The organism is Klebsiella sp. Shm-1, from assembly GCF_040804525.1.
GTDB lineage: Bacteria > Pseudomonadota > Gammaproteobacteria > Enterobacterales > Enterobacteriaceae > Klebsiella > Klebsiella pneumoniae.
The window spans coordinates 1236227-1258337 of the sequence record NZ_CP161823.1 but is presented as its reverse complement, the minus strand read 5'-3'; the positions used below and the strand labels follow the sequence as shown (position 1 = coordinate 1258337).

Sequence of the window (22111 nt, the reverse complement as noted above, 5' to 3'; positions counted from 1 at the left end):
ACTAAACAAAACGAAGTAAAAGTTGCAATAACAGGAGTCTATATCGCCAATTCGCTGTTAAAATGCGCAATGCTCACGCAATATAGTTAAGGGAGTTAAGTGTATGCAGCGTACTGGCTTTAATAACGCCCGGGTCCGGCAGGCCAATAAGTCGATTTTTCTTTCCCATCTGTGGCGGGAAAAGCAGCTCAGTAAATCACAGCTCTCTCAACTCACCGGTCTCTCCATTCCGGCGGTGAGCAATATTCTGGCCGAGCTGCTTAGCGAGGGATTGATCGGTCACTCAACGGAACACTTGAGCAAACGGGGCGTGAACAGCGGCAGCTACCAGATCCCCGAGCACGGCGCCTGGACACTGTGCATGAATATCACCCCGACCAGCATTGAATATCAGCTTGCCGACGCCCGCCTGCTGGCAGTGGATGGTCATCAGCATTTGCCGGTCAACGCGCCCACTCCTCAGGCCCTGCTTGAGGCCATCGTTGAATGCTGGCGGCATATCCACCGCCGCTACCCGCAGCACAGCATCAATCTCGCCCTTGGCGTGCATGGACAGGTTGATCCGATTACCGGCGTTTCACAAACCATGCCCCAGGCACGCTGGAAAACACCGATCGAAATAAAGTATCTGCTTGAGGAGCGGCTTGGCGTGCAGGTTCGGGTGGATAACGACTGCGTGATGCTGGCGCTGGCGGAGAAGTGGCAGCATCAGGGTACACAGCAGGATTTTTGCGTGATCAACGTCGACTACGGTATCGGCTCGTCATTTGTGATTAACGATCATATTTATCGCGGCAGTCTGTACGGCAGCGGGCAGATTGGGCATACGATTGTCAATCCTGACGGCAAAGCCTGCGACTGCGGAAGATACGGTTGCCTCGAAACCGTCGCCTCTCTCAGCGCGCTGAAAAAACAGGCCCGAATGTGGCTCAAAACGCAGCCTGAAGCAACGCTCTCCCCTGAGCAGTTAACCACGGCGTCGCTCATTGAGGCCTGGAAAGAGGGAGATGTGCAAATTCGCGCATGGGTTGATAACGCTGCCAACGCGATTGGCTTAAGCCTCTATAATTTCCTGAATATATTAAATATTAATCAAATATGGCTTTACGGGCGCAGCTGCGCCTTCGGTGAGCAGTGGCTGGAAAGTATCGTCAAACAAACGGGTTTCAACCCCTTTGACCACCGGGATACGCCGCGAGCGCACGCCACCCAAATTGGCTTTGGCCAGCTGACACGCGCCCAGCAGCTGATGGGGATAGGTTATCTGTACGTTGAGGAGCAATTGCAGACGCTGGTTTAGTCATAAACGAACGTGGCGGAGCGCAAATTTGTGTATTACGTTTAAATCACACGTCTCTCATAACGAGCTGATTATGAACACACTCCGCTATTTTGATTTTGGCGCTTCCCGCTCTCTATTGCTGCTTATCGCCCGCATCGCCGTGGTGATTCTGTTTATTCTTTTTGGCTACCCCAAACTGCTGGGCTTTGACGGTACGGTGCAGTACATGGCCGCCTCCGGCGCGCCGATGCCGACCCTGGCGGCGATTATCGCCGTCATTATGGAAGTGCCTGCCGCGATTCTGATTGTGCTCGGCTTTTTCACCCGCCCGCTGGCGGTCATCTTTATTTTCTACACCCTGGGCACGGCGGTGATTGGCCATCACTACTGGGATATGACTGGCGATGCGGTATTGCCGAACATGATTAACTTCTGGAAAAACGTCAGCATCGCCGGCGCTTTCCTGCTGCTGGCGGTAACCGGCCCCGGGGCGATCTCCCTCGACCGCCGCTAATCTCCAGACGCAAAAAAGGCCGCATACGCGGCCTTTTTGATGTCAACGCTAACGCTTACGCATATACCGGGAAGCGGGCGCAGATATCCAGCACTTTACCTTTCACGCGCTCAATGACCGCGTCGTCATTGATATTGTCCAGCACGTCACACATCCAGCCAGCCAGCTCTTTGACTTCCGCTTCTTTAAAGCCGCGGCGAGTCACTGCCGGAGAACCGATACGGATACCGGAGGTTACGAACGGGCTCTTCGGATCGTTCGGCACGCTGTTTTTGTTGACGGTGATGTTGGCGCGGCCCAGGGCAGCGTCAGCTTCTTTACCGGTCAGGTTTTTATCCACCAGGTCCAGCAGGAACAGGTGGTTCTCAGTACCGCCAGACACCACTTTGTAGCCGCGGTTCAGGAACACTTCCACCATCGCTTTAGCGTTTTTCGCAACCTGCTGCTGGTAAACTTTAAACTCTGGCTCCATCGCTTCTTTCAGCGCCACCGCTTTCGCCGCGATAACGTGCATCAGCGGGCCGCCCTGCGCGCTTGGGAACACTGCAGAGTTCAGTTTTTTGTACAGCTCTTCGCTACCGCCTTTCGCCAGAATCAGGCCGCCGCGCGGACCCGCCAGGGTTTTGTGGGTGGTGGTGGTCACAACGTGAGCATGCGGAACCGGGTTCGGGTACACGCCAGCGGCAATCAGGCCTGCCACATGCGCCATATCGACGAACAGGTAAGCGCCGATACTGTCAGCGATTTCACGCATTTTCGCCCAGTCAACGATACCGGAGTAAGCGGAGAAACCACCGATGATCATCTTCGGTTTGTGTTCCTGAGCCTGCTTCGCCATGTCGTCGTAGTCAATTTTACCGGACTCATCAATACCGTAAGGGATGATGTTGTACAGTTTGCCGGAGAAGTTAACCGGGGAGCCGTGAGTCAGGTGGCCGCCCTGCGCCAGGTTCATACCGAGCACGGTGTCGCCCGGCTGCAGCAGCGCGGTGTAGACGGCAAAGTTAGCCTGGGAGCCGGAGTGCGGCTGGACGTTAGCATAGTCAGCGCCGAACAGTTCTTTCGCGCGGTCGATTGCCAGCTGTTCAACCACGTCGACGTATTCACAGCCGCCGTAGTAACGCTTGCCCGGATACCCTTCAGCATATTTGTTGGTCAGCTGAGAGCCCTGCGCCTGCATAACGCGCGGACTGGTGTAGTTTTCGGAGGCGATCAGTTCGATGTGCTCTTCCTGACGTACTTTTTCCTGCTCCATAGCCTGCCACAGTTCGGCATCATAATCGGCAATGTTCATTTCACGCTTTAACATCCGCATCTCCTGACTCAGCTAACAATAAAATTTCGGCCTAAAAAGGCGGTCCGATTGGACAACGGCCCACAGTATAACCGAATCATTCTGTGATAACAGGTCTTGACAAAGGATTTTACGCAAACGATTGGCTCCGCATGACACAAGGCTTTGAGCAATAACGCCTCTCTCAGTATCAACGGATTTCTTTTCAGGTTTGTGATGCAAATTCTTCATGTTGTAACTGGATCGGGGGAATGTGTTAAAGAACCATTTACAACGCAGGGTTATTTCTTTAAGATGCATTTAAAATGCATCATTAAGATAACACATAAGGAAGCACGCTATGCTTGACGCTCAAACCATCGCCACGGTAAAAGCCACCATTCCCCTGCTGGTAGAGACCGGCCCGAAATTAACCGCCCATTTCTACGATCGTATGTTCGCGCATAATCCGGAGCTCAAAGAGATCTTCAACATGAGCAACCAGCGCAACGGCGATCAGCGTGAAGCGTTATTCAACGCTATTGCCGCCTACGCCAGCAATATCGATAACCTGCCTGCCCTGCTGCCGGCGGTGGAAAAGATCGCCCAGAAACACACCAGCTTCCAGATCAAACCGGAGCAGTACAATATTGTTGGCAGCCATCTGCTGGCGACCCTCGATGAAATGTTCAGTCCGGGCCAGGAAGTGCTCGATGCCTGGGGTAAAGCCTACGGCGTGCTGGCGAACGTCTTTATCGGCCGTGAAGCCGAGATCTATCAGCAAAACGCCAGTAAAACCGGCGGCTGGGAAGGGACCCGCGCGTTTCGCATCGTGAAGAAAACCCCGCGCAGCCAGCTTATCACCAGCTTTGAGCTCGAACCGGTTGATGGCCAGCCGGTCGCCGATTACCAGCCTGGCCAGTACCTGGCCATCTGGCTGAAACCGGAAGGCTTCGAATATCAGGAAATCCGCCAGTATTCCCTGACCCGCAAAGCGGACGGCAAAGGCTACCGCATTGCGGTTAAACGCGAGGAAGGCGGTCAGGTTTCCAGCTGGCTGCATAACCATGCCAGCGAAGGCGATGTGGTCTATCTGGCCGCCCCGGCGGGAGATTTCTTCCTTAACGTTAAGCCGCAGACGCCAGTCACCCTGCTCTCCGGCGGCGTCGGGCAAACGCCGATGCTGGCGATGCTGGATGCGCTGGCGAAGAGCGGTCATCAGGGTCAGGTGAACTGGTTCCATGCGGCGGAAAATGGCGACGTTCACGCCTTTGCCGATGAAGTGAAGGCGCTCGGCGCGGCGCTGCCGGCGTTTACCTCTCACGTCTGGTATCGCACCCCGACTGAGGCCGACCGTCAGGCTGGACGTTTTGATAGCGAAGGTTTGATGGATTTAGCAGCAGTGGCGGACAATATTCGCGACCCGCAGATGCAGTATTATCTCTGCGGCCCGGTAGCGTTTATGCAGTTTGCAGCGAAGCAGCTGGTCGAATTAGGGGTCAACAAAGACAACATTCATTACGAATGCTTCGGCCCGCATAAGGTGCTGTAAGCCCCGACGACGCGGGGATCTGTAGGCCGGGTAAGCGCAGCGCCACCCGGCAATACTGCAGCGAGCGGCGAGCGTTAAATCGCCGCGTCGTCTTCTTCGCCGGTACGAATACGAATGACCCGCGCCACGTCGAAGACAAAGATTTTACCGTCGCCGATTTTACCGGTCTGTGCGGTACGGATGATGGTATCCACACAGGTATCGACGATATCGTCGGTCACCACAATTTCAATTTTTACTTTCGGCAGAAAATCGACCATATACTCGGCACCACGGTACAGTTCGGTGTGCCCTTTCTGGCGGCCAAAGCCTTTCACTTCCGTTACCGTCATCCCGGTGATGCCGACTTCGGCCAGCGCTTCACGCACGTCATCCAGTTTGAAAGGTTTAATAATCGCATCAATCTTTTTCATGGGGTTCCTGTCTTAATCGCGTAACCGGTTGCTTACCGTATCATAACTTGCGCTATAGTGCGGAGCTACTCTTTAAAGTCGTTGGCGTCGAGCTCATGGCGCGACAGCAGCTTATAGAATTCGGTGCGGTTGCGCCCTGCCATCCGCGCGGCGTGAGTGACGTTGCCCTTGGTAATTTGCAGCAGCTTGCGCAGGTAGTTCAGCTCAAACTGATTGCGCGCCTCCACGAAGGTCGGCAGCGCCGTGTTCTCGCCCTCCAGCGCTTGCTCAACCAGCGCGTCGCCGATCACTGGCGACGAAGTCAGGGCCACGCACTGCTCGATCACGTTCACCAGCTGGCGCACGTTGCCCGGCCATTTGGCGGCCATCAGCCGCTTCATTGCATCGCTGGAAAACGCCCGCACGAACGGCTTATGGCGATCGGCGGACTGACGCAGCAGATGGTTGGCCAACAGCGGGATGTCTTCCGTACGTTCGGAGAGCGGCGGTATTTTCAGGTTCACTACGTTGAGGCGGTAGAACAGGTCTTCACGAAACTCGCCGCGGGCCATCGCCTTCGGCAGGTCGCGGTGGGTGGCGGAGATAATCCGCACGTTGATTTCGATATCGCGGTTGCTGCCCAGCGGGCGCACCTTGCGCTCCTGCAGGACGCGCAGCAGCTTCACCTGCAACGCAACCGGCATATCACCGATCTCGTCGAGAAACAGCGTACCACCCTCAGCGGCCTGGAATAATCCTTCACGGTTACTGACCGCGCCGGTAAAAGCGCCCCGCGCATGGCCAAACAGTTCGGATTCGAGCAGCTGTTCCGGCAGCGCGCCGCAGTTGATCGCCACGAACGGCTTATCATGACGCGGGCTGGCGTTGTGGATCGCCTGGGCGACGATCTCCTTCCCGGTCCCGCTCTGGCCATTAATCAGTACGCTGACATCCGATTGCGCCACCATTCCGGCCTGCTCAAGCAGGCGCAGCATCAGCGGGCTGCGGGTTACAATCGCCTGGCGCCAGGCTTCGTCGGTGGCCGGCGAGCGCTGCTCCAACGCCTCATCAATGGCTTTATATAAGGCATCTTTATCGACCGGCTTGGTCAGGAAGCTGAACACCCCCTGCTGGGTAGCCGCCACGGCGTCGGGAATCGAACCGTGAGCGGTGAGAATGATCACCGGCATGCCGGGGTGGCCCTTCTGGATCTCGCTAAACAGCTGCAGGCCGTCCATTTCATCCATCCGCAGATCGCTAATCACCAGATCCACTTTCTCACGCCCCAGCACGCGCAGCGCTTCCGGCCCGCTCTCGGCGGTGACCACGCTGTAGCCTTCGCTGACCAGGCGCATGCCCAGTAGCTTCAACAGTCCCGGATCGTCATCCACCAGCAGTAAACGCGCCGGTTTACGGATCGTCATGGATCACCTCCGGCACTTTTTCGCTGCCGAAATTGCCGCCCGGCTTGCGGCTGGAGAGCTGGCGTTCGATATCCGTCAGGTTCTCCAGCTTGCGGGTGGTCAGCTCCAGCTGCTCGCGCAGCGCCAGCTCCTGCTGACGCAGTGTCTCCAGTTCGCTATCGCTGGACTGCTGAAGCTTAGCGTAACGGGCACGCTCTTCCACCAGCTGCAGCTGACGGGTCTGGCCGTCGCGCCAGAGCTGATACAGCGGGCGGACCTGAACGGCGATTTGCGGGCTGAAGGTATCGAGACGCGCCACCAGGTCGCGGCGCTCCTCAGGGGTAATTTTAGCATCAGCAAGCAGGATGCCGCGACGAAACGCGTCCTGCCAGCTGTCGTCGGTATGGCGTTTCGCCTCCGCCCGCGCCTGCGCCGGCGCGAGGCGATCGGCACAGTCAATGCCCCGCAGCCAGTAGAGGGGATTTTTGTCGCTGGCATCGCTGCTGTGCGCCCAGATATCCGCGCAGTCTACCGCGACAAAATCGGCCACCTGATGCTGCGCCTGCCCGGGGGCGGCGGTACCTTCCGCGGTATGCGGTGAAAAGCCGGCGGAACACCCCGCCAGCGTCAGACAAGCAATGCCTGAAAGCAGCCATCCGCTGAGGGAACGGCGCCAGGCCAGGAATTGGGACATAGTTCCCCGATATCGATTCATAAGTTGGATTATTCCGGCGCTGAGGGAAGCGTAATGCGAAAACAGACCTGCCCGGCGGGCGCATCAACTAAGCTGAGCTCCCCTTGCATCTGCCGGACGCAGTCGCGGGCGATACTCAACCCCAGTCCACTGCCCTTAACGGCCCCTTTACGCTGGTGACTCCCCTGGTAAAAAGGCTCGAATATCATGTTTTTTTCCGCGGCCGGGATCGGTTCGCCGCTGTTGGCGACATCAATACGCACCTGCTCTCCGTGCCGGTAGCTATGGATACGGATGTTACCGGATTCAGCGCCATAGTGCACCGCATTGGAGTAGAGATTATCCATTACGCTTATCAATAGCGCAGGCTCTGCCAGGCAACGCCGCGCCTGCAGCGTCAGTTCGGTATGCATCAGTTTAGCCCGCGCGGGCAGGCTGTGCGCCGCCACGACGTTTTCCACCAGGTCCACCAGGTCCACCGCTTCGCGAGCCACCGGGCCGTCGGCCTGTTTTCGGTTATAGTCCAGCAGCTGTTCAATCAGCTTTTGCAGGTTACGGCTACTGCTGTCGAGGATCTCGACAATCTCCTGCTGCTCAGGGGTCAATGGCCCCGCGACCCGGTCGGCCAACAGCTCGGTACCTTCACGCATACTGGCCAACGGGGTTTTCAGCTCATGCGACAGATGGCGAAGAAATTGATGCCGCTGCGACTCCAGCCACGCCAGGCGCTCGCTGAGCCAGATGATGCGCTTGCCCACCGATCGCAGCTCGCGCGGGCCGGTAAACAATGCGGCGTCGTCCAGCGACTTCCCTGCCCCCAGCTGATTGATCATTCTTTCGATGCCTTTCACCGGGCCGATAATCATGCGGGTGAAGAGTAGCACCAGCGCCAGGCTCAGCAGAAACAGCACCAGCGCCTGCCAGCCAAAAAACTGGCCGCGTTCGGCTATCTCCTGCTGCAGCTGTTGGCCACGAGAATAGACGACCGCCCGGGTCGCCTGCACCATATCGCTGTTATTACTGGCGAAAACTTCCAGTCTGGCGGCTGCCTGGGCATCGGGGCCGCTATTTTTACACTGCAGCTGCGCCAGATCGCTGACATCCTGACGCAGCGCCTGCCAGAGCTTCTCGTCCGGCAGCACGCCGGCGTGGGCGTCCAGCATCTGGCTGTAGCGCTGCCGCTGGTTTTGATAGACGCGCGCCAGCGTCGGATCGTCCAGCACGCAGTACTGGCGATAGCTGCGCTCCATCTCCAGTGCGGCATTGATCATCGCCTCGCTGCGTCGGGCGTCGACCAGGGTGGTACGGTTAATATGCGCCGCCTGGGCGCTGAGGGCGTTCAGGCTCTGCCAGGCCTGCCAGGCCAGCACCAGCAATGGCAGCAGGATCAGCACAAAGGAGAGCGTCACCAGCTGACGCAGCGAACGGGGGAAAAGAGAGAGTCGCTTCAAGGATGTTGTCTCAATCATTAGCTCTGGTCGATGCTAACTGAGGAGCGCGCCGGAGAAAAGCGCTACCGCTGGTTACTGCGCCGCAGAAACAACAAAGCCAGGCGCAAGGCCTGGCTTTGTTCAGGAATGAGGCGGTGCCTTACTCGACGTTTCGCCCGATGTCTGATAAAGCCAGGCTGTTATCAGGAGTTGGACGGCAGGCACCTGTTTGTGCGTCATTCGAAGTTTATGTAGCGCGTCCCGAAGGGGCTGACATAAGAAGGTGAATGAGCCACTGGTTAATATTATGCATGAACTATGCCAGCCCTCAAAACATTTTATTAACATATTGATATATATGGCTTTAACCGCAGGAACAGTCGTACTACCACTGTTTATTTTTCACCCGCATTGTCGCTATTTAGCGACACCAAATAGGCTACCGATTACTCATCATTTAAATCAATAACTTAAGTGTCGCCTATTGGCGACACTGCAATATCGCAGTTGTCGGCAATTCCCGACACCCCGGCGTGCCGACCATCACAGATAAAAAAAAGCCCCCTGTCAGGCAGGGGGCTGATACGTTCGCGTGAAGCGCGGCGGGAAGATTAACCCAGCTGTTTACGCGCGTTACGGAAGATACGCATCCACGGGCTATCCTCGCCCCAGTTCTCCGGGTGCCAGGAGTTGCTTACGGTGCGGAAGACGCGTTCCGGGTGAGGCATCATGATGGTCGCGCGCCCGCTTTCGCTGGTCACCGCGGTGATACCGTTCGGGGAACCGTTCGGGTTCGCCGGATAGGTTTCGGTCACTTTGCCGAAGTTATCCACGAAGCGCAGCGCCACCAGACCTTTGCTCTCCAGCTGGGCCAGATGCGCGCTGTCGCGCACTTCCACCTGACCTTCGCCGTGGGAGACCGCAATCGGCATCCGTGAGCCAACCATGCCTTCCAGCAGCAGGGATGGGCTTTGCGTCACTTCCACCAGGCTAAAGCGCGCTTCAAAGCGGTCAGACTGGTTGCGCACAAAGCGCGGCCACAGGTCGCTGCCCGGGATCAGCTCGCGCAGGTTGGACATCATCTGACAGCCGTTGCACACGCCGAGCGCCAGCGTCTGCGGACGATGGAAGAAGGTCGCGAACTCATCGCGCACGCGCTCGTTGAACAGAATCGACTTCGCCCAGCCCTCGCCCGCGCCCAACACGTCGCCGTAGGAGAAGCCGCCGCAGGCTACCAGGGCATGGAAATCGCCCAGACCGGTCCGGCCGGCCAGCAGGTCGCTCATATGCACGTCGATGGCGTCAAAGCCGGCACGATGGAAGGCGGCCGCCATTTCAACGTGGGAGTTCACCCCCTGCTCGCGCAGGACGGCCACTTTCGGCCGCGCGCCGGTGGCAATGTACGGGGCGGCGACGTCGTCGTTAATATCAAACGAGAGCTTCACATTGAGGCCCGGGTCGGCATCATTGGCTTTCGCCTCATGCTCCTGATCGGCGCAGGCCGGGTTGTCGCGCAGACGCTGCATCTGCCAGGTGGTTTCCGCCCACCACATGCGCAGCGTGGTGCGGCTTTCGCTGAACACCGTCTGACCGCCGGCGGTCAGCACGAAGCGATCGCCCTCAACCGCTTTACCGAGGTAATGCACGCAGTCCGCCAGGCCGTTAACCGCCAGAATGGCTTCCACCGCCTCACGGTCTGCGGCGCGGACCTGAATCACCGCCCCCAGCTCTTCGTTGAACAGCGCGGCCAGATGGTCGTCGCCCAGCGCGGCGATATCCGCTTCCACGCCGCAGTGGCCGGTAAAGGCCATTTCCGCCAGGGTCACCAGCAGACCGCCGTCGGAGCGGTCGTGGTAGGCCAGCAGTTTACGCTGCGCCACCAGGGCCTGCATCGCATTCCAGAAGCCTTTCAGTTGCGCGACATCGCGCACGTCAGCCGGCTTGTCGCCGAGCTGGCGATAGACCTGCGCCAGCGCCGTCGCGCCCAGCGCGTTGTGCCCTTTACCGAGGTCGATCAGCAGCAGGGCGTTATCTTCCGTCGAAAGCTGCGGCGTGACGGTATGACGGACATCTTCGACACGGGCGAAGGCAGAGATGACCAGCGACAGCGGAGAGGTCATCTCGCGCTGCTCGCTGCCTTCCTGCCAGCGGGTTTTCATCGACATCGAGTCTTTACCGACCGGAATGGTCAGGCCCAGCGCCGGGCACAGCTCTTCGCCCACCGCTTTCACCGCCTCATACAGGCCAGCGTCTTCACCCGGGTGGCCGGCGGCGGCCATCCAGTTAGCCGACAGCTTCACGCGGTTCAGCTCGCCAATCTGCGTGGCGGCGATGTTGGTCAGCGCTTCGCCGACCGCCAGACGGCCAGAGGCCGCGAAGTCCAGCAGGGCGACCGGGGCGCGCTCGCCCATCGCCATCGCTTCGCCGTAGTAGCTGTCGAGGCTGGCGGTGGTCACCGCGCAGTTGGCCACCGGGATCTGCCACGGGCCGACCATCTGGTCGCGGGCGACCATACCGGTCACGGTGCGGTCGCCGATGGTCACGAGGAAGGTTTTCTCGGCCACCGTCGGCAGATGCAGAACGCGGTTAACCGCATCGGCAAGGGTAATCGGTTGGCGATCCAGTGCACTACCCTGAGCTTTCAGAGTCTGCACGTCGCGGGTCATTTTCGGCGTTTTGCCGAGCAGGACGTCCAGCGGCAGGTCGATCGGCTGATCGTTAAAGTGGCTGTCGCTCAGGCTCAGATGCTGCTCAGCGGTAGCTTCGCCGATAACGGCATAAGGCGCGCGCTCGCGGCGGCACAGTTCGTCGAACAGCGGCAGCTGCTCCGGGGCGACCGCCAGAACATAACGTTCCTGCGATTCGTTACACCAGATCTCCAGCGGACTCATCCCTGGCTCATCGCTGAGAATATCGCGCAGCTGGAATTTACCGCCGCGGCCGCCGTCGCTCACCAGCTCCGGCATGGCGTTGGAGAGACCGCCGGCGCCAACGTCGTGGATAAAGAGGATCGGGTTGGCGTCGCCCAACTGCCAGCAGCGGTCGATCACTTCCTGACAGCGGCGCTCCATTTCCGGGTTGTCACGCTGTACGGAGGCGAAATCGAGATCGGCATCGGACTGGCCGGAGGCCATAGAAGACGCTGCGCCGCCGCCGAGGCCGATGTTCATCGCCGGGCCGCCCAGCACGATCAGCTTCGCGCCGACGGTAATCTCGCCCTTCTGCACGTGCTCACCGCGGATGTTGCCGATACCGCCGGCCAGCATGATCGGTTTGTGGTAGCCACGCAGCTCTTCGCCATTGTGGCTGGTGACTTTCTCTTCATAGGTGCGGAAGTAGCCGTTCAGCGCCGGACGACCAAATTCGTTGTTAAACGCCGCTCCGCCCAGCGGGCCTTCGGTCATGATGTCCAGGGCGGTGACAATGCGATCCGGTTTACCGAAATCTTCTTCCCACGGCTGTTCGAAGCCCGGGATACGCAGGTTGGAAACCGAGAAGCCCACCAGGCCCGCTTTCGGCTTCGCGCCGCGGCCGGTGGCGCCTTCATCGCGGATTTCGCCGCCGGAGCCGGTTGCCGCGCCCGGCCATGGAGAGATGGCCGTCGGGTGGTTATGGGTTTCCACCTTCATCAGAATGTGCGCCGGCTCCTGATGGAAGTCGTAGCGCCCGGTCTGATGGTCGGCGAAATAGCGCCCGACTTCAGACCCTTCCATCACCGCGGCATTATCTTTATAGGCCGACAGCACGTAGTCCGGCGTTTTTTCAAAGGTGTTTTTGATCATTTTGAACAGCGACTTCGGCTGCTGTTCGCCGTCGATGATCCAGTCGGCGTTGAAAATCTTGTGGCGACAGTGCTCTGAGTTCGCCTGGGCGAACATATACAGCTCGATATCGTTCGGGTTGCGTCCCAGGCGGGTAAACGCGTCCTGCAGGTAGTCAATTTCGTCGTCGGCCAGCGCCAGACCCAGACGGAGGTTGGCGTCAATCAGCGCCTGACGCCCTTCGCCCAGCAGGTCGACGCTGGTGACCGGCGTCGGCTGATGGTGAGCGAACAGCTTCTCGCCCGCTTCCAGCGCGTCGAAGACGCTCTCCATCATGCGGTCGTGCAGCTCCGCCGCCACCGCGGCCCACTGCGCTTCGGTCAGGGTTGAGGCTTCAACGTAATACGCCACGCCGCGCTCAAGACGCACAACCTGCGCCAGACCGCAGTTGTGAGCGATATCGGTAGCTTTAGAAGACCAGGGAGAGATGGTGCCAGGGCGAGGGGTCACGAGCAGTAATTTACCGGTCGGGGTATGGCTGCTTAAGCTCGGGCCATACTGAAGCAGTCGCGCCAGGCGCTCGCGATCGTCAGCGCTCAGCGGGGCATTCAGATCGGCAAAATGAATATATTCGGCATATATGGCGCTTACCGGAAGGTTGGCCGCCTGAAATCGTGCCAGCAGTTTATTAATACGGAATGCCGACAGTGCAGGTGAACCACGCAAAATTTCCATCATAAGTCTCTCGTCTTCGAAGCTTTCAGGGTGAGCCAGGGGGGGAAACGGGCGTCATTATAGTGAATCCTGCGCCCCGACGAAACCGTTTGCGTAGAAATAAAATCATTGATGCTGTTTATCAATAAATGTGACGACCATCGCGAATAAGTTGCCAACTGGCGCATTATTAAGCAGAATGCCGCACATTCGACGACAACCTTGCGTTTTTTCCGGACATCGCCTGCTGAGGAACCTGAAGCTGCAGAAGATTAACTCTCTGAAAAAATTAAAGATTAATTATCTGCTGATCGGCATTGTCACCCTTTTGCTGGCGGCGGCCCTGTGGCCGTCGATCCCCTGGTCTGGTAAACCCGAGAACCGGGTGGCGGGCATTATCGCTCGCGGCGAGCTGCGCATCAGCACTATCAACTCGCCAATGACCTTCGCCACCATGAACAATAAAGCGTTCGGTCTGGATTATGAACTGGCGAAGCAGTTTGCCGACTACCTTGGCGTAACGCTTAAGATAACCGTCCGGCAAAACATCAGCCAGCTGTTTGACGACCTCGACGACGGTCAGGCCGATATGCTGGCCGCCGGACTGGTCTATAACCAGGAGCGAGTGAAAAACTATCAGGCCGGCCCCACCTACTATTCTGTTTCGCAACAGCTGGTCTACCGCGTCGGCAATACCCGGCCGCGCACCCTCGCGGCGCTGACCGCCGAGCAGCTCACTATCGCTCCGGGCCACGTGGCGATCAACGACCTGCAGACCTTAAAAGCCGAGAAATACCCGGATCTTGCCTGGCGCGTGGACGAAAAACGCGGTACCACGGCGCTGATGCAGGCGGTGATTGACGGTAAACTTGATTACACCATCGCTGACTCGGTGGCCGTCAGCCTGTTTCAGCGCGTCCATCCGGAGCTGGCGGTGGCCCTCGATATCACCGACGAACAGCCGGTCACCTGGTTTAGCGCCCGGGACGACGATAATTCGCTGTCGGCGGCAATGCTTGATTTCTTCAACAACATCAATGAAGACGGCACCCTGGCGCGCCTCGAGGAGAAGTACCTCGGCCACGGCAACGATTTCGATTATGTCGATACCCGCACCTTCCTGCGCGCGGTGGAAAATATTCTTCCGGAGGTGCAGCCGCTGTTTGAAAAATACGCCCGCGAGATTGACTGGCGCCTGCTGGCCGCCATCGCCTGGCAGGAATCCCACTGGGATCCGCAGGCCACCTCCCCCACCGGCGTGCGCGGTATGATGATGCTCACACGCAATACGGCGCAAAGCCTGGGTCTAACCGACCGCACCGATGCGGCGCAGAGTATCGACGGCGGCATGCGCTACCTGCAGGATATGATGGATAAAGTGCCGGATTCGATCCCGAAAGATGAACGCATCTGGTTTGCGCTGGCCGCTTATAATATGGGTTATGCCCATATGCTGGACGCCATGGCGCTCACCCGCAAACAGAAAGGCAATCCTAACAGCTGGGCGGACGTTAAGCTGCGTTTACCGTTGCTGAGCCAGAAACCCTATTACAGCAAACTAAAATACGGCTATGCCCGCGGCCATGAGGCCTACGCCTATGTGGAAAACATCCGCAAATATCAGATAAGCCTTGTCGGCTATTTGTCAGAGAAGGAGCGCCAGCAGCAGCAAACGCTGGCCCTGGCGGAGGATTACCCGGCCGTGCTCCCCAATGAGCTCGAACAGCCGCAGGAGACCACCCTGCCCTTTTTCAAGTTTCGCGCCGATAAGCAGATGGATAATGCCCGGATGAAACTCCCCGGCCACCTGTATTAACTTTCCCCAGTCTGCTCCCGGGCTTTCTTCAGCGCTTTTTTCTCTTCCCGCCGCCAGCGGAAGAAGTCGCTCAGCATGGCAGAGCAGGACTCTGCCAGCACGCCTTCGCTAATCTCAACCCGATGGTTCATTCCCGGGTGGTGCAGAACATCCATCAGCGAGCCGGCGGCGCCGGTCTTGGCATCCCTGGCGCCAAACACCAGGCGGGCGATACGGCTGTGCACCATCGCGCCCGCGCACATGACGCAGGGCTCGAGGGTCACGTACAGCGTGGCGTCGATCAGGCGGTAGTTTTGCAGCACCAGTCCGCCCTGGCGTAAGGCCATAATCTCCGCATGGGCGGTGGGGTCGTGACGGCCTATCGGCCGGTTCCAGCCCTCGCCAATGACCTGATTGTTATGCACCAGCACCGCGCCCACCGGCACCTCGCCCTCTTCCCAGGCGCGTTTCGCCAGCGTCAGGGCATGACGCATCCAGTATTCATCATTGAGTTCGAGGTCAGACACAGCGGCCACTCCAGCAGAAAAAGCGGGGCGCATTATACATGGGCGCTATCAATTACACACTATTACTCCAGCTGCTGAAGCTCTCCCTGAGGGGTTACCCGCCAGCGATGCTGGCAAAAGCCGAGCAATGGATTATCCTGCTCACTATCGCTATAGCCGCTATACAGCCGCAGCGGGGCGCCAATCTTTTTCTCCAGCTGTACCACCTTTTCATGCCCCAGGCAGCGCAGGGTCAATACCCAGCCGCCCCAGCGGCGCGCGGTGCGGCTGGCTATCAGATTCACCCGCGGCAACCAGAGGGTATCGCGATAGACCTGCTCCACCAGCGACTGCGGCGAGCCGGTGATCAACCAGACGTCGGCATCGGTGCTGGTCAGGTAGGCGGTAAGCCGCGCATGAACTACCGGAAACGCCGTCACATGATGGCGAAACCAGCCGACAAACTCCGCTTCCAGCCGCTTCAGCACCGCCTCGCGGCGGCCAAAGGTTGTCGCCCACAGCAGGAGGCTCATCGGCCAGCGCGCCGCCCGTCCGCTCACTGCCAGTCCGGCAAGGATCACCGGCCCCATCGGCACCACCAGCAACAGGTTCAGCGGCAAATGGCGCAGCAGATAGCGCAGAAAACTGCCGAACATATCCTGTTGGTGTAAGGTTCCGTCCAGATCGAAAAACACCACTCTCCGTTCAGTGTGCTGCAAACTGCCTCCTTTATCTCAGAACTCGCTTCTCGTTAGGGTAAGCTTAACAGCCTGACGCCATGTCGAGGGAAAACATCCCCTCCGTTAAGAAAGAATTAAAGTAGCAGGCGAAGGAAAAATTGTGGCTTAAGAATTTTTAATTCATGGTATACCCCTTATAATCGAATAAAAATTCTGTCAGTCACGAGCCGGACGGCTCCAGCGGAGCTCCAATGAACTGTTTAACGCGTATTCGTCAGCGCTATCCCACCCTGGCGGCGAGCGACAAAAAGTTGGCCGATTATATTCTAAGCCAGCCCGATGAGACCCGGCACCTCAGCTCGCAGCAGCTGGCGGCGGAAGCCGGTGTGAGTCAGTCCAGCGTGGTTAAGTTTGCCCAGAAGCTGGGATTCAAAGGCTTTCCGGCGCTGAAGCTGGCCCTTAGTGAAGCGCTGGCGAGTAGCCCGGATCCGCACTCCGTCCCGGTGCATAACCACATTCGCGGTGACGATCCGCTGCGTCTGGTCGGCGAGAAACTCATTAAAGACAATGTCGCCGCCATGCATGCCTCGCTGGACGTCAACACTGAAGAGACGCTACGGGAAGCCGTCACGCTGCTGCGCAACGCCCGGCGAGTGATCGTCACCGGGATTGGCGCCTCCGGCCTGGTGGCGCGTAACTTTAGCTGGAAGCTGATGAAGATCGGCATCAACGCTGTTTCTGAGCAGGATATGCATGCCCTGCTGGCGACGGTGCAGGCCATGTCCAGCGACGATCTTCTGCTGGCGATCTCTTACTCCGGCGAGCGCCGGGAAATCAATATGGCGGCCGGTGAAGCGCTGCGCGTCGGCTGTAAGATCCTGGCGATCACCGGGTTTAGCCCGAACGCCCTGCAACAGCAGGCGACCCACTGCCTGTATACTATCGCCGAAGAGCAGGCGACGCGCAGCGCCGCCATCTCCTCCACCAGCGCGCAAATGATGCTCACCGATCTGCTGTTTATGGGGCTGGTGCAGCAGGATCTGGAGCGGGCGCCGGAGCGCATTCGCCATAGCGAAGCGCTGGTGAAAAAGCTGGTTTGAGCAGAAAATGGGCGTATAATGCCCGCCCTGTTTGTGTTGTTTCTGAGACTTTCCTGATGGCGCTGTTAATTACCAAAAAATGCATCAACTGCGATATGTGCGAGCCGGAGTGCCCGAATGAGGCCATTTCGATGGGTGACAGCATTTATGAGATTAACAGCGACCGCTGCACCGAGTGCGTGGGTCATTACGACACGCCAACCTGCCAGAAAGTGTGCCCGATCCCGAATACGATCCTGAAAGATCCGGCACACGTCGAGAGTGAAGAACAGCTGTGGGATAAATTCGTGCTGATGCACCACGCGGATAAAATTTAACCGCCCTCCTGGCTAGCTTTCGACAATCACCGTGGCGCAGGCGTAGTGGCGTTCATCAGCGAGAGTAACGTGAATAGCGCTTACTCCCATGCGTTCAGCTAAAAGGTTTGCTTCACCCCATAGCCGCAGCTTCGGCTTGCCCAGCTCGTCGTTGTAAACCTCGAACTGGTTAAACGCCAGCCCGTTACGGATCCCGGTTCCCAGCGCTTTCGCCGCCGCTTCCTTGACCGCAAAGCGTTTCGCCAGGAAACGCACCGGCTGCTGGTGCTGCTCCCAGATGCTCCATTCATGGTCGCTCAGCACCCGGCGGGCAAGGCGATCGCCGCTGCGGGCGATCACTGCTTCGATGCGGGCAATCTCGACGATGTCGGTACCCAACCCGAGAATGGCCATTAGCCGCGCGCTTCCAGCATCAGACGCTTCATTTCCGCCACCGCCTCTTTCAGGCCGCTCATCACCGCACGGCCAATAATCGCGTGACCGATATTCAGCTCATGCATTTCCGGCAGCGCAGCAATCGCTTTCACGTTGTGGTAGGTCAGACCGTGGCCGGCATTCACCTTCAGGCCGAGGCTGGCGGCGTAGGTGGCCGCTTTGGCAATACGTTCCAGCTCCCTGGCCTGCTCGGCGTCGGTTTTGGCATCGGCATAGCAGCCGGTGTGGATTTCGATATAGGGCGCGCCAACGTCCGCCGCCGCTTTGATCTGCGCTTCATCCGCATCGATAAACAGGGAGACCAGGATGCCGGCATCCGCCAGGCGTTGACAGGCATCGCGCATCTTGTCGCGCTGGCCGGCGACGTCCAGCCCGCCTTCGGTGGTCACTTCCTGACGCTTCTCCGGCACCAGGCAGCAGAAGTGCGGTTTGGTTTCGCAGGCGATCGTCAGCATCTCTTCGGTGACCGCCATTTCAAGATTCATGCGGGTGTGCAGCGTCTGGCGCAGGATACGCACATCGCGATCGGTAATATGGCGACGGTCTTCGCGCAGATGCACGGTAATGCCGTCGGCGCCGGCCTGTTCGGCAATGAAAGCCGCCTGAACCGGATCCGGGTAAGCGGTGCCGCGGGCGTTACGCAAGGTCGCGATATGGTCAATATTGACCCCTAACAATAATTCAGCCATGACAATCCTCGTTAATCATTATTCGTATTATCGGCTCGCGCCTTTCGCGCGGGCATAAACTGGCGAAACAACTCCCGGCTCTTGAGCGGTTTGCCGCCGAGATAGGGCTTCAGGGCGATACGGGTAAAGCGCTTCGCGGCGCGCAGCGTATCAACATCAGGAAACTCGCGACTCGCCAATGCTTTCAAATGGTGCCCGGTAAACGTGTTGTTATCAATCACCAGGCTGGCAATAAAGCCTTTTTCTTCACGATAGCGGTAGGTCATGGTGTCGTCTACCGGCTCGCCGCTCCCGGCGCAGTGGAGAAAATCCACGCCATAGCCCAGGTGCCCGAGCAGCGCCAGCTCAAAACGCCGCAGCGCGGGCTCCGGCGAGCCGCTGGCCCCGGCGAGCGCCTGAATGCAGTGCAGGTAGTCGAAAAAGAGTTCGGAGAAGCGTGTTTCGTGCTCCAGCACGCGGGAGATAAGCTCGTTAACGTAGAGACCGCTGTAGAGGGTGATGCCGCTGAGCGGCAGCGCCAGCGAAACGGCTTCCGCGCTGCGCAGGGTTTTGACTTCGCCGCGACCGCCGAAGCGAACCAGCAAGGGGGTAAAGGGCTGTAAAGCGCCTTTGAGATTAGAGCGTTTGGAGCGTGCGCCCTTGGCAACCAGGCGCACACGACCGGATTCTTCCGTGAAGACGTCCAGCATCAGGCTGGTTTCGCTCCACGGACGGCTATGCAGGACAAAGGCGCGCTGCCATCCATCCACGTTGCGTTAACTCAGAGGTCGTCAACGTAACCGAGACTGCGCAGGGCGCGCTCGTCATCGGCCCAGCCGGATTTCACTTTCACCCACAGCTCGAGGTGCACCGGCGCTTCAAACATCTCCTGCATGTCCTTACGCGCTTCGATACCGATGGTTTTAATTTTGGCGCCTTTGTTGCCAATCACCATCTTTTTCTGCCCTTCGCGCTCGACGAGGATCAGGCCGTTGATATCGTAACCGCCGCGCTCGTTGCTGACGAAACGTTCGATTTCCACGGTGACGGAGTACGGCAGCTCAGCGCCGAGGAAACGCATCAGTTTTTCACGGATGATTTCGGAGGCCATAAAGCGTTGTGAGCGATCGGTAATATAATCTTCCGGGAAGTGATGGATCGCTTCCGGCAGATGCTTACGCACGATCGCCGCGATGGTATCAACGTTGGTGCCGGTTTCCGCTGAGATCGGTACGATATCGAGGAAATTCATCTGGCTGGCGAGGAACTGCAGGTGCGGTAACAGATCCGCTTTTTCCTGCACGTTATCCACCTTGTTGACCGCGAGGATCACCGGTGCTTTCGCGTCGCGCAGCTTGTTGAGCACCATCTCATCGTCCTGCGTCCAGCGAGTGCCTTCCACCACGAAGATGACCAGTTCCACGTCGCCAATCGAACTGCTGGCCGCTTTGTTCATTAAGCGGTTAATGGCGCGCTTCTCTTCCATATGCAGGCCCGGAGTATCAACGTAAATCGCCTGATACGGCCCTTCGGTATGGATACCGACGATGCGGTGACGGGTGGTCTGCGCTTTACGGGAGGTGATCGAGATCTTCTGCCCAAGCAGCTTGTTCAACAGCGTGGATTTGCCAACGTTTGGACGACCCACGATGGCGACAAACCCACAATAACTTTTTTCTTCGCTCATTCCAGCTCCAGCTTTTTCAGCGCCTGTTCGGCGGCAGCCTGCTCCGCCTTACGACGGCTGGAACCTGTGCCAACCACCGGTTCACTCAGGCCACTGACCTGGCAGTGGATAGTAAATTCCTGATCGTGCGCTTCGCCGCGAACCTGGACCACCAGGTAAGACGGCAGCGGCAGATGACGTCCCTGCAGATACTCCTGCAGACGCGTCTTCGGATCCTTTTGCTTATCGCCCGGACTGATTTCGTCCAGACGGGTCTGGTACCAGGAGAGGATTAAGCGTTCAACGTTCTGAATATCACTGTCGAGGAAAACCCCGCCAATTAACGCTTCAACGGTATCCGCGAGAATCGATTCGCGACGGAAACCGCCGCTTTTCAGCTCTCCCGGCCCGAGGCGCAGACACTCGCCCAGCTCAAACTCGCGGGCGATCTCCGCCAGCGTGTTGCCGCGCACCAGCGTCGCGCGCATACGGCTCATATCGCCTTCATCTACACGAGGAAAGCGATGATACAGCGCATTCGCGATCACGAAACTTAAAATGGAGTCACCTAAAAATTCCAGGCGCTCATTATGTTTGCTGCTGGCACTGCGGTGAGTTAATGCCTGTTGCAACAGCTCCTGATGATGAAAAGTGTAGCCCAGCTTTCGTTGAAGCCGATTAATTACGATGGGGTTCATGCGTTACCAATAAATGAATGCGTCAAAGATGCAGCACACGAAACCGACCTGAGCATTCGCTTCAAACAGTAATTTGAAACAGACCAATACGCTTTCGTGTGCAGTGTCACCCGGCAGAGCGACAACCAAAAACTTCGGGGGGATATTCTATACGCAACGACACGGGATGTCGTTAGTTTGAATGGATTTAAATACTAAATAATTCACGCCGCTGCGATAACAGCAGCGACGTGAATTCAGCAGAGGAAATTAATGAATTCCACCAATGCGCGATAACCGCACGCCGGTCGGCCATTCACCTTCCTGCTTTTCAAAACTCATCCAGATAGCGGTTGCTTTTCCGACCAGGTTGGCTTCCGGCACAAAGCCCCAGTACCGGCTGTCGGCGCTGTTATCCCGGTTGTCGCCCATCATGAAGTACTGACCGGGCGGCACAATCCAGGTGGCCAGCGGCAGACCGGACTGATGGTAGTACATCCCAACCTGATCCTGGGCAATCGGCACCATCAGAATTCGGTGCGTCACGTCGCCCAATGTCTCCTGACGCTCGGTAAGACGAATGCCGTCGGCTTTGGTTTCGCCCTTCGGCAACTGCCAGAAACCGCTGCTCGCTTCGCCGCCGTTGCTGCGGGAGAAGGTCTGAACAAAATCGCTCGGCTCCACGTTGGAATAGGTCACCGGCAGCGCGTTGCCGCAGGCCTGTCCGGAACTGCAGCCCGGCTGAATAGTGACCTGTTTGGCAACCGGATCGTAGGTGACCTTATCACCCGGTAACCCCACCGCGCGCTTAATGTAGTCCAGACGCGGGTCTTCCGGATATTTAAACACCACGATGTCGCCGCGCTTCGGATGGCCGGTCTCGATCAGCGTTTTCTGGTAGATAGGATCTTTAATGCCGTAGGCAAATTTCTCCACCAGAATAAAATCGCCGATGAGCAGCGTTGGCATCATCGAACCTGAAGGGATCTGGAAAGGCTCATAAATAAATGAACGTACCACCAGAACGATCGCCAGCACCGGGAAAACCGATGCGCCGGTTTCCAGCCAGCCCGGTTTCGGGCCGACTTTCTTCAGCGTCTTCTTGTCCAGTTGCTCGCCGGTCGCTGCCTGAGCAGCGGCCTGACGTTCACGACGTTTCGGTGCAAAAATGAACTTGTCCAGGCACCATAAAACGCCCGTCACCAGGGTTGCAATCACCAGGATCAGGGCAAACATGTTCGCCATGCCAACT

General features: G+C 58.1%; 20 protein-coding genes. 6 read left to right on the top strand and 14 right to left on the bottom strand.

The window, feature by feature from the left end:
• Positions 1–103 precede the first annotated feature (103 nt).
• Together AB1E37_RS06205 and AB1E37_RS06200 are read left to right on the top strand one after the other, a co-directional pair.
• Positions 104–1300 (top strand): ROK family transcriptional regulator, encoded by a 1197-nt coding sequence (locus AB1E37_RS06205; protein WP_004214134.1) that lies wholly within the window; start codon positions 104–106, stop codon positions 1298–1300.
• 73 nt (positions 1301–1373) lie between these two features.
• Entirely contained in the window at positions 1374–1796 is a 423-nt protein-coding gene (locus AB1E37_RS06200) for a DoxX family protein (protein WP_002914024.1), read from the top strand.
• Positions 1797–1851: 55 nt separating this feature from the next.
• On the opposite strand, the gene glyA is transcribed toward AB1E37_RS06200, so the two are convergent.
• Positions 1852–3105: a serine hydroxymethyltransferase gene (gene glyA, locus AB1E37_RS06195; protein ID WP_002914027.1), complete on the bottom strand. Its 1254-nt coding sequence runs from the start codon at positions 3103–3105 to the stop codon at positions 1852–1854.
• A 325-nt stretch (positions 3106–3430) separates the two neighbouring features.
• Here glyA and hmpA point away from each other — a divergent pair, with 325 nt between their 5' ends.
• The gene (gene hmpA, locus AB1E37_RS06190; RefSeq protein WP_004185137.1) at positions 3431–4621 is read left to right on the top strand and encodes an NO-inducible flavohemoprotein; all 1191 of its coding nucleotides are present in this window, start codon (positions 3431–3433) and stop codon (positions 4619–4621) included.
• 74 nt (positions 4622–4695) lie between these two features.
• On the opposite strand, the gene glnB is transcribed toward hmpA, so the two are convergent.
• From glnB to purL, 5 genes are all read right to left on the bottom strand, one after another.
• Positions 4696–5034 (bottom strand): nitrogen regulatory protein P-II, encoded by a 339-nt coding sequence (gene glnB / locus AB1E37_RS06185; protein WP_002914032.1) that lies wholly within the window; start codon positions 5032–5034, stop codon positions 4696–4698.
• Positions 5035–5099: 65 nt separating this feature from the next.
• Positions 5100–6437 carry a two-component system response regulator GlrR gene (glrR, locus tag AB1E37_RS06180; RefSeq protein WP_004149357.1) on the bottom strand — a complete coding sequence of 446 codons (1338 nt, stop codon included), beginning with the start codon at positions 6435–6437 and terminating at the stop codon, positions 5100–5102.
• Positions 6424–7110, bottom strand: a complete 687-nt coding sequence (gene qseG / locus AB1E37_RS06175) for a two-component system QseEF-associated lipoprotein QseG (protein ID WP_002914033.1) — start codon at positions 7108–7110, stop codon at positions 6424–6426. The genes glrR and qseG overlap by 14 nt, the downstream gene beginning before the upstream one ends.
• Before the next feature lie 29 nt (positions 7111–7139).
• Positions 7140–8561: a HAMP domain-containing sensor histidine kinase gene (locus AB1E37_RS06170; RefSeq protein WP_002914044.1), complete on the bottom strand. Its 1422-nt coding sequence runs from the start codon at positions 8559–8561 to the stop codon at positions 7140–7142.
• Positions 8562–9151: 590 nt separating this feature from the next.
• A complete protein-coding gene (gene purL, locus AB1E37_RS06165; RefSeq protein ID WP_032444728.1) occupies positions 9152–13039 on the bottom strand; it encodes a phosphoribosylformylglycinamidine synthase in 3888 nt (1295 codons plus the stop codon).
• Between the two features lie 175 nt (positions 13040–13214).
• On the opposite strand from purL, the gene mltF reads away from it, so the two are divergent.
• Positions 13215–14831, top strand: a complete 1617-nt coding sequence (gene mltF / locus AB1E37_RS06160; RefSeq protein ID WP_004144346.1) for a membrane-bound lytic murein transglycosylase MltF — start codon at positions 13215–13217, stop codon at positions 14829–14831.
• Here mltF and tadA read toward each other — a convergent pair.
• Both tadA and yfhb read right to left on the bottom strand, forming a co-directional pair.
• Positions 14828–15337: a tRNA adenosine(34) deaminase TadA gene (gene tadA, locus AB1E37_RS06155; protein WP_004180920.1), complete on the bottom strand. Its 510-nt coding sequence runs from the start codon at positions 15335–15337 to the stop codon at positions 14828–14830. The genes mltF and tadA overlap by 4 nt on opposite strands.
• Before the next feature lie 62 nt (positions 15338–15399).
• Entirely contained in the window at positions 15400–16011 is a 612-nt protein-coding gene (gene yfhb / locus AB1E37_RS06150; RefSeq protein WP_004144348.1) for a phosphatidylglycerophosphatase C, read from the bottom strand.
• 236 nt (positions 16012–16247) lie between these two features.
• Between yfhb and AB1E37_RS06145 the strand changes: the two genes are divergently transcribed.
• The gene (locus AB1E37_RS06145) at positions 16248–17096 is read left to right on the top strand and encodes a MurR/RpiR family transcriptional regulator (protein WP_004144349.1); all 849 of its coding nucleotides are present in this window, start codon (positions 16248–16250) and stop codon (positions 17094–17096) included.
• A gap of 56 nt (positions 17097–17152) precedes the next feature.
• Positions 17153–17413, top strand: a complete 261-nt coding sequence (locus tag AB1E37_RS06140; protein ID WP_004144350.1) for a YfhL family 4Fe-4S dicluster ferredoxin — start codon at positions 17153–17155, stop codon at positions 17411–17413.
• Between the two features lie 12 nt (positions 17414–17425).
• On the opposite strand, the gene acpS is transcribed toward AB1E37_RS06140, so the two are convergent.
• From acpS to lepB, 6 genes are all read right to left on the bottom strand, one after another.
• A complete protein-coding gene (gene acpS, locus AB1E37_RS06135; RefSeq protein ID WP_004144351.1) occupies positions 17426–17806 on the bottom strand; it encodes a holo-ACP synthase in 381 nt (126 codons plus the stop codon).
• Positions 17806–18537, bottom strand: coding sequence for a pyridoxine 5'-phosphate synthase (gene pdxJ / locus AB1E37_RS06130; protein ID WP_004180923.1), 732 nt, complete (start codon positions 18535–18537; stop codon positions 17806–17808). Before pdxJ ends, acpS begins: the two co-directional genes overlap by 1 nt.
• Positions 18538–18548: 11 nt before the next feature.
• Positions 18549–19286 (bottom strand): DNA repair protein RecO, encoded by a 738-nt coding sequence (gene recO / locus AB1E37_RS06125; protein WP_002914062.1) that lies wholly within the window; start codon positions 19284–19286, stop codon positions 18549–18551.
• An 11-nt stretch (positions 19287–19297) separates the two neighbouring features.
• Positions 19298–20203 carry a GTPase Era gene (gene era / locus AB1E37_RS06120; RefSeq protein WP_002914063.1) on the bottom strand — a complete coding sequence of 302 codons (906 nt, stop codon included), beginning with the start codon at positions 20201–20203 and terminating at the stop codon, positions 19298–19300.
• Entirely contained in the window at positions 20200–20880 is a 681-nt protein-coding gene (gene rnc, locus AB1E37_RS06115; RefSeq protein ID WP_002914065.1) for a ribonuclease III, read from the bottom strand. The genes era and rnc overlap by 4 nt, the downstream gene beginning before the upstream one ends.
• A gap of 249 nt (positions 20881–21129) precedes the next feature.
• Positions 21130–22104 carry a signal peptidase I gene (gene lepB / locus AB1E37_RS06110; protein ID WP_002914067.1) on the bottom strand — a complete coding sequence of 325 codons (975 nt, stop codon included), beginning with the start codon at positions 22102–22104 and terminating at the stop codon, positions 21130–21132.
• Positions 22105–22111: the final 7 nt, after the last annotated feature.

Excerpts from the sequence above, each read along its gene's own strand:
- era (WP_002914063.1), bottom strand. The coding sequence starts at position 20,203 with ATGAGCGAAGAAAAAAGTTATTGTGGGTTTGTCGCCATCGTGGGTCGT.
- pdxJ (WP_004180923.1), bottom strand. The coding sequence starts at position 18,537 with ATGGCTGAATTATTGTTAGGGGTCAATATTGACCATATCGCGACCTTG.
- glnB (WP_002914032.1), bottom strand. The coding sequence starts at position 5,034 with ATGAAAAAGATTGATGCGATTATTAAACCTTTCAAACTGGATGACGTG.
- AB1E37_RS06145 (WP_004144349.1), top strand. The coding sequence starts at position 16,248 with ATGAACTGTTTAACGCGTATTCGTCAGCGCTATCCCACCCTGGCGGCG.
- hmpA (WP_004185137.1), top strand. The coding sequence starts at position 3,431 with ATGCTTGACGCTCAAACCATCGCCACGGTAAAAGCCACCATTCCCCTG.
- acpS (WP_004144351.1), bottom strand. The coding sequence starts at position 17,806 with ATGGCCATTCTCGGGTTGGGTACCGACATCGTCGAGATTGCCCGCATC.
- mltF (WP_004144346.1), top strand. The coding sequence starts at position 13,215 with ATGCCGCACATTCGACGACAACCTTGCGTTTTTTCCGGACATCGCCTG.
- AB1E37_RS06205 (WP_004214134.1), top strand. The coding sequence starts at position 104 with ATGCAGCGTACTGGCTTTAATAACGCCCGGGTCCGGCAGGCCAATAAG.
- AB1E37_RS06140 (WP_004144350.1), top strand. The coding sequence starts at position 17,153 with ATGGCGCTGTTAATTACCAAAAAATGCATCAACTGCGATATGTGCGAG.
- AB1E37_RS06200 (WP_002914024.1), top strand. The coding sequence starts at position 1,374 with ATGAACACACTCCGCTATTTTGATTTTGGCGCTTCCCGCTCTCTATTG.
- qseG (WP_002914033.1), bottom strand. The coding sequence starts at position 7,110 with ATGTCCCAATTCCTGGCCTGGCGCCGTTCCCTCAGCGGATGGCTGCTT.
- glrR (WP_004149357.1), bottom strand. The coding sequence starts at position 6,437 with ATGACGATCCGTAAACCGGCGCGTTTACTGCTGGTGGATGACGATCCG.
- glyA (WP_002914027.1), bottom strand. The coding sequence starts at position 3,105 with ATGTTAAAGCGTGAAATGAACATTGCCGATTATGATGCCGAACTGTGG.
- rnc (WP_002914065.1), bottom strand. The coding sequence starts at position 20,880 with ATGAACCCCATCGTAATTAATCGGCTTCAACGAAAGCTGGGCTACACT.
- purL (WP_032444728.1), bottom strand. The coding sequence starts at position 13,039 with ATGATGGAAATTTTGCGTGGTTCACCTGCACTGTCGGCATTCCGTATT.
- lepB (WP_002914067.1), bottom strand. The coding sequence starts at position 22,104 with ATGGCGAACATGTTTGCCCTGATCCTGGTGATTGCAACCCTGGTGACG.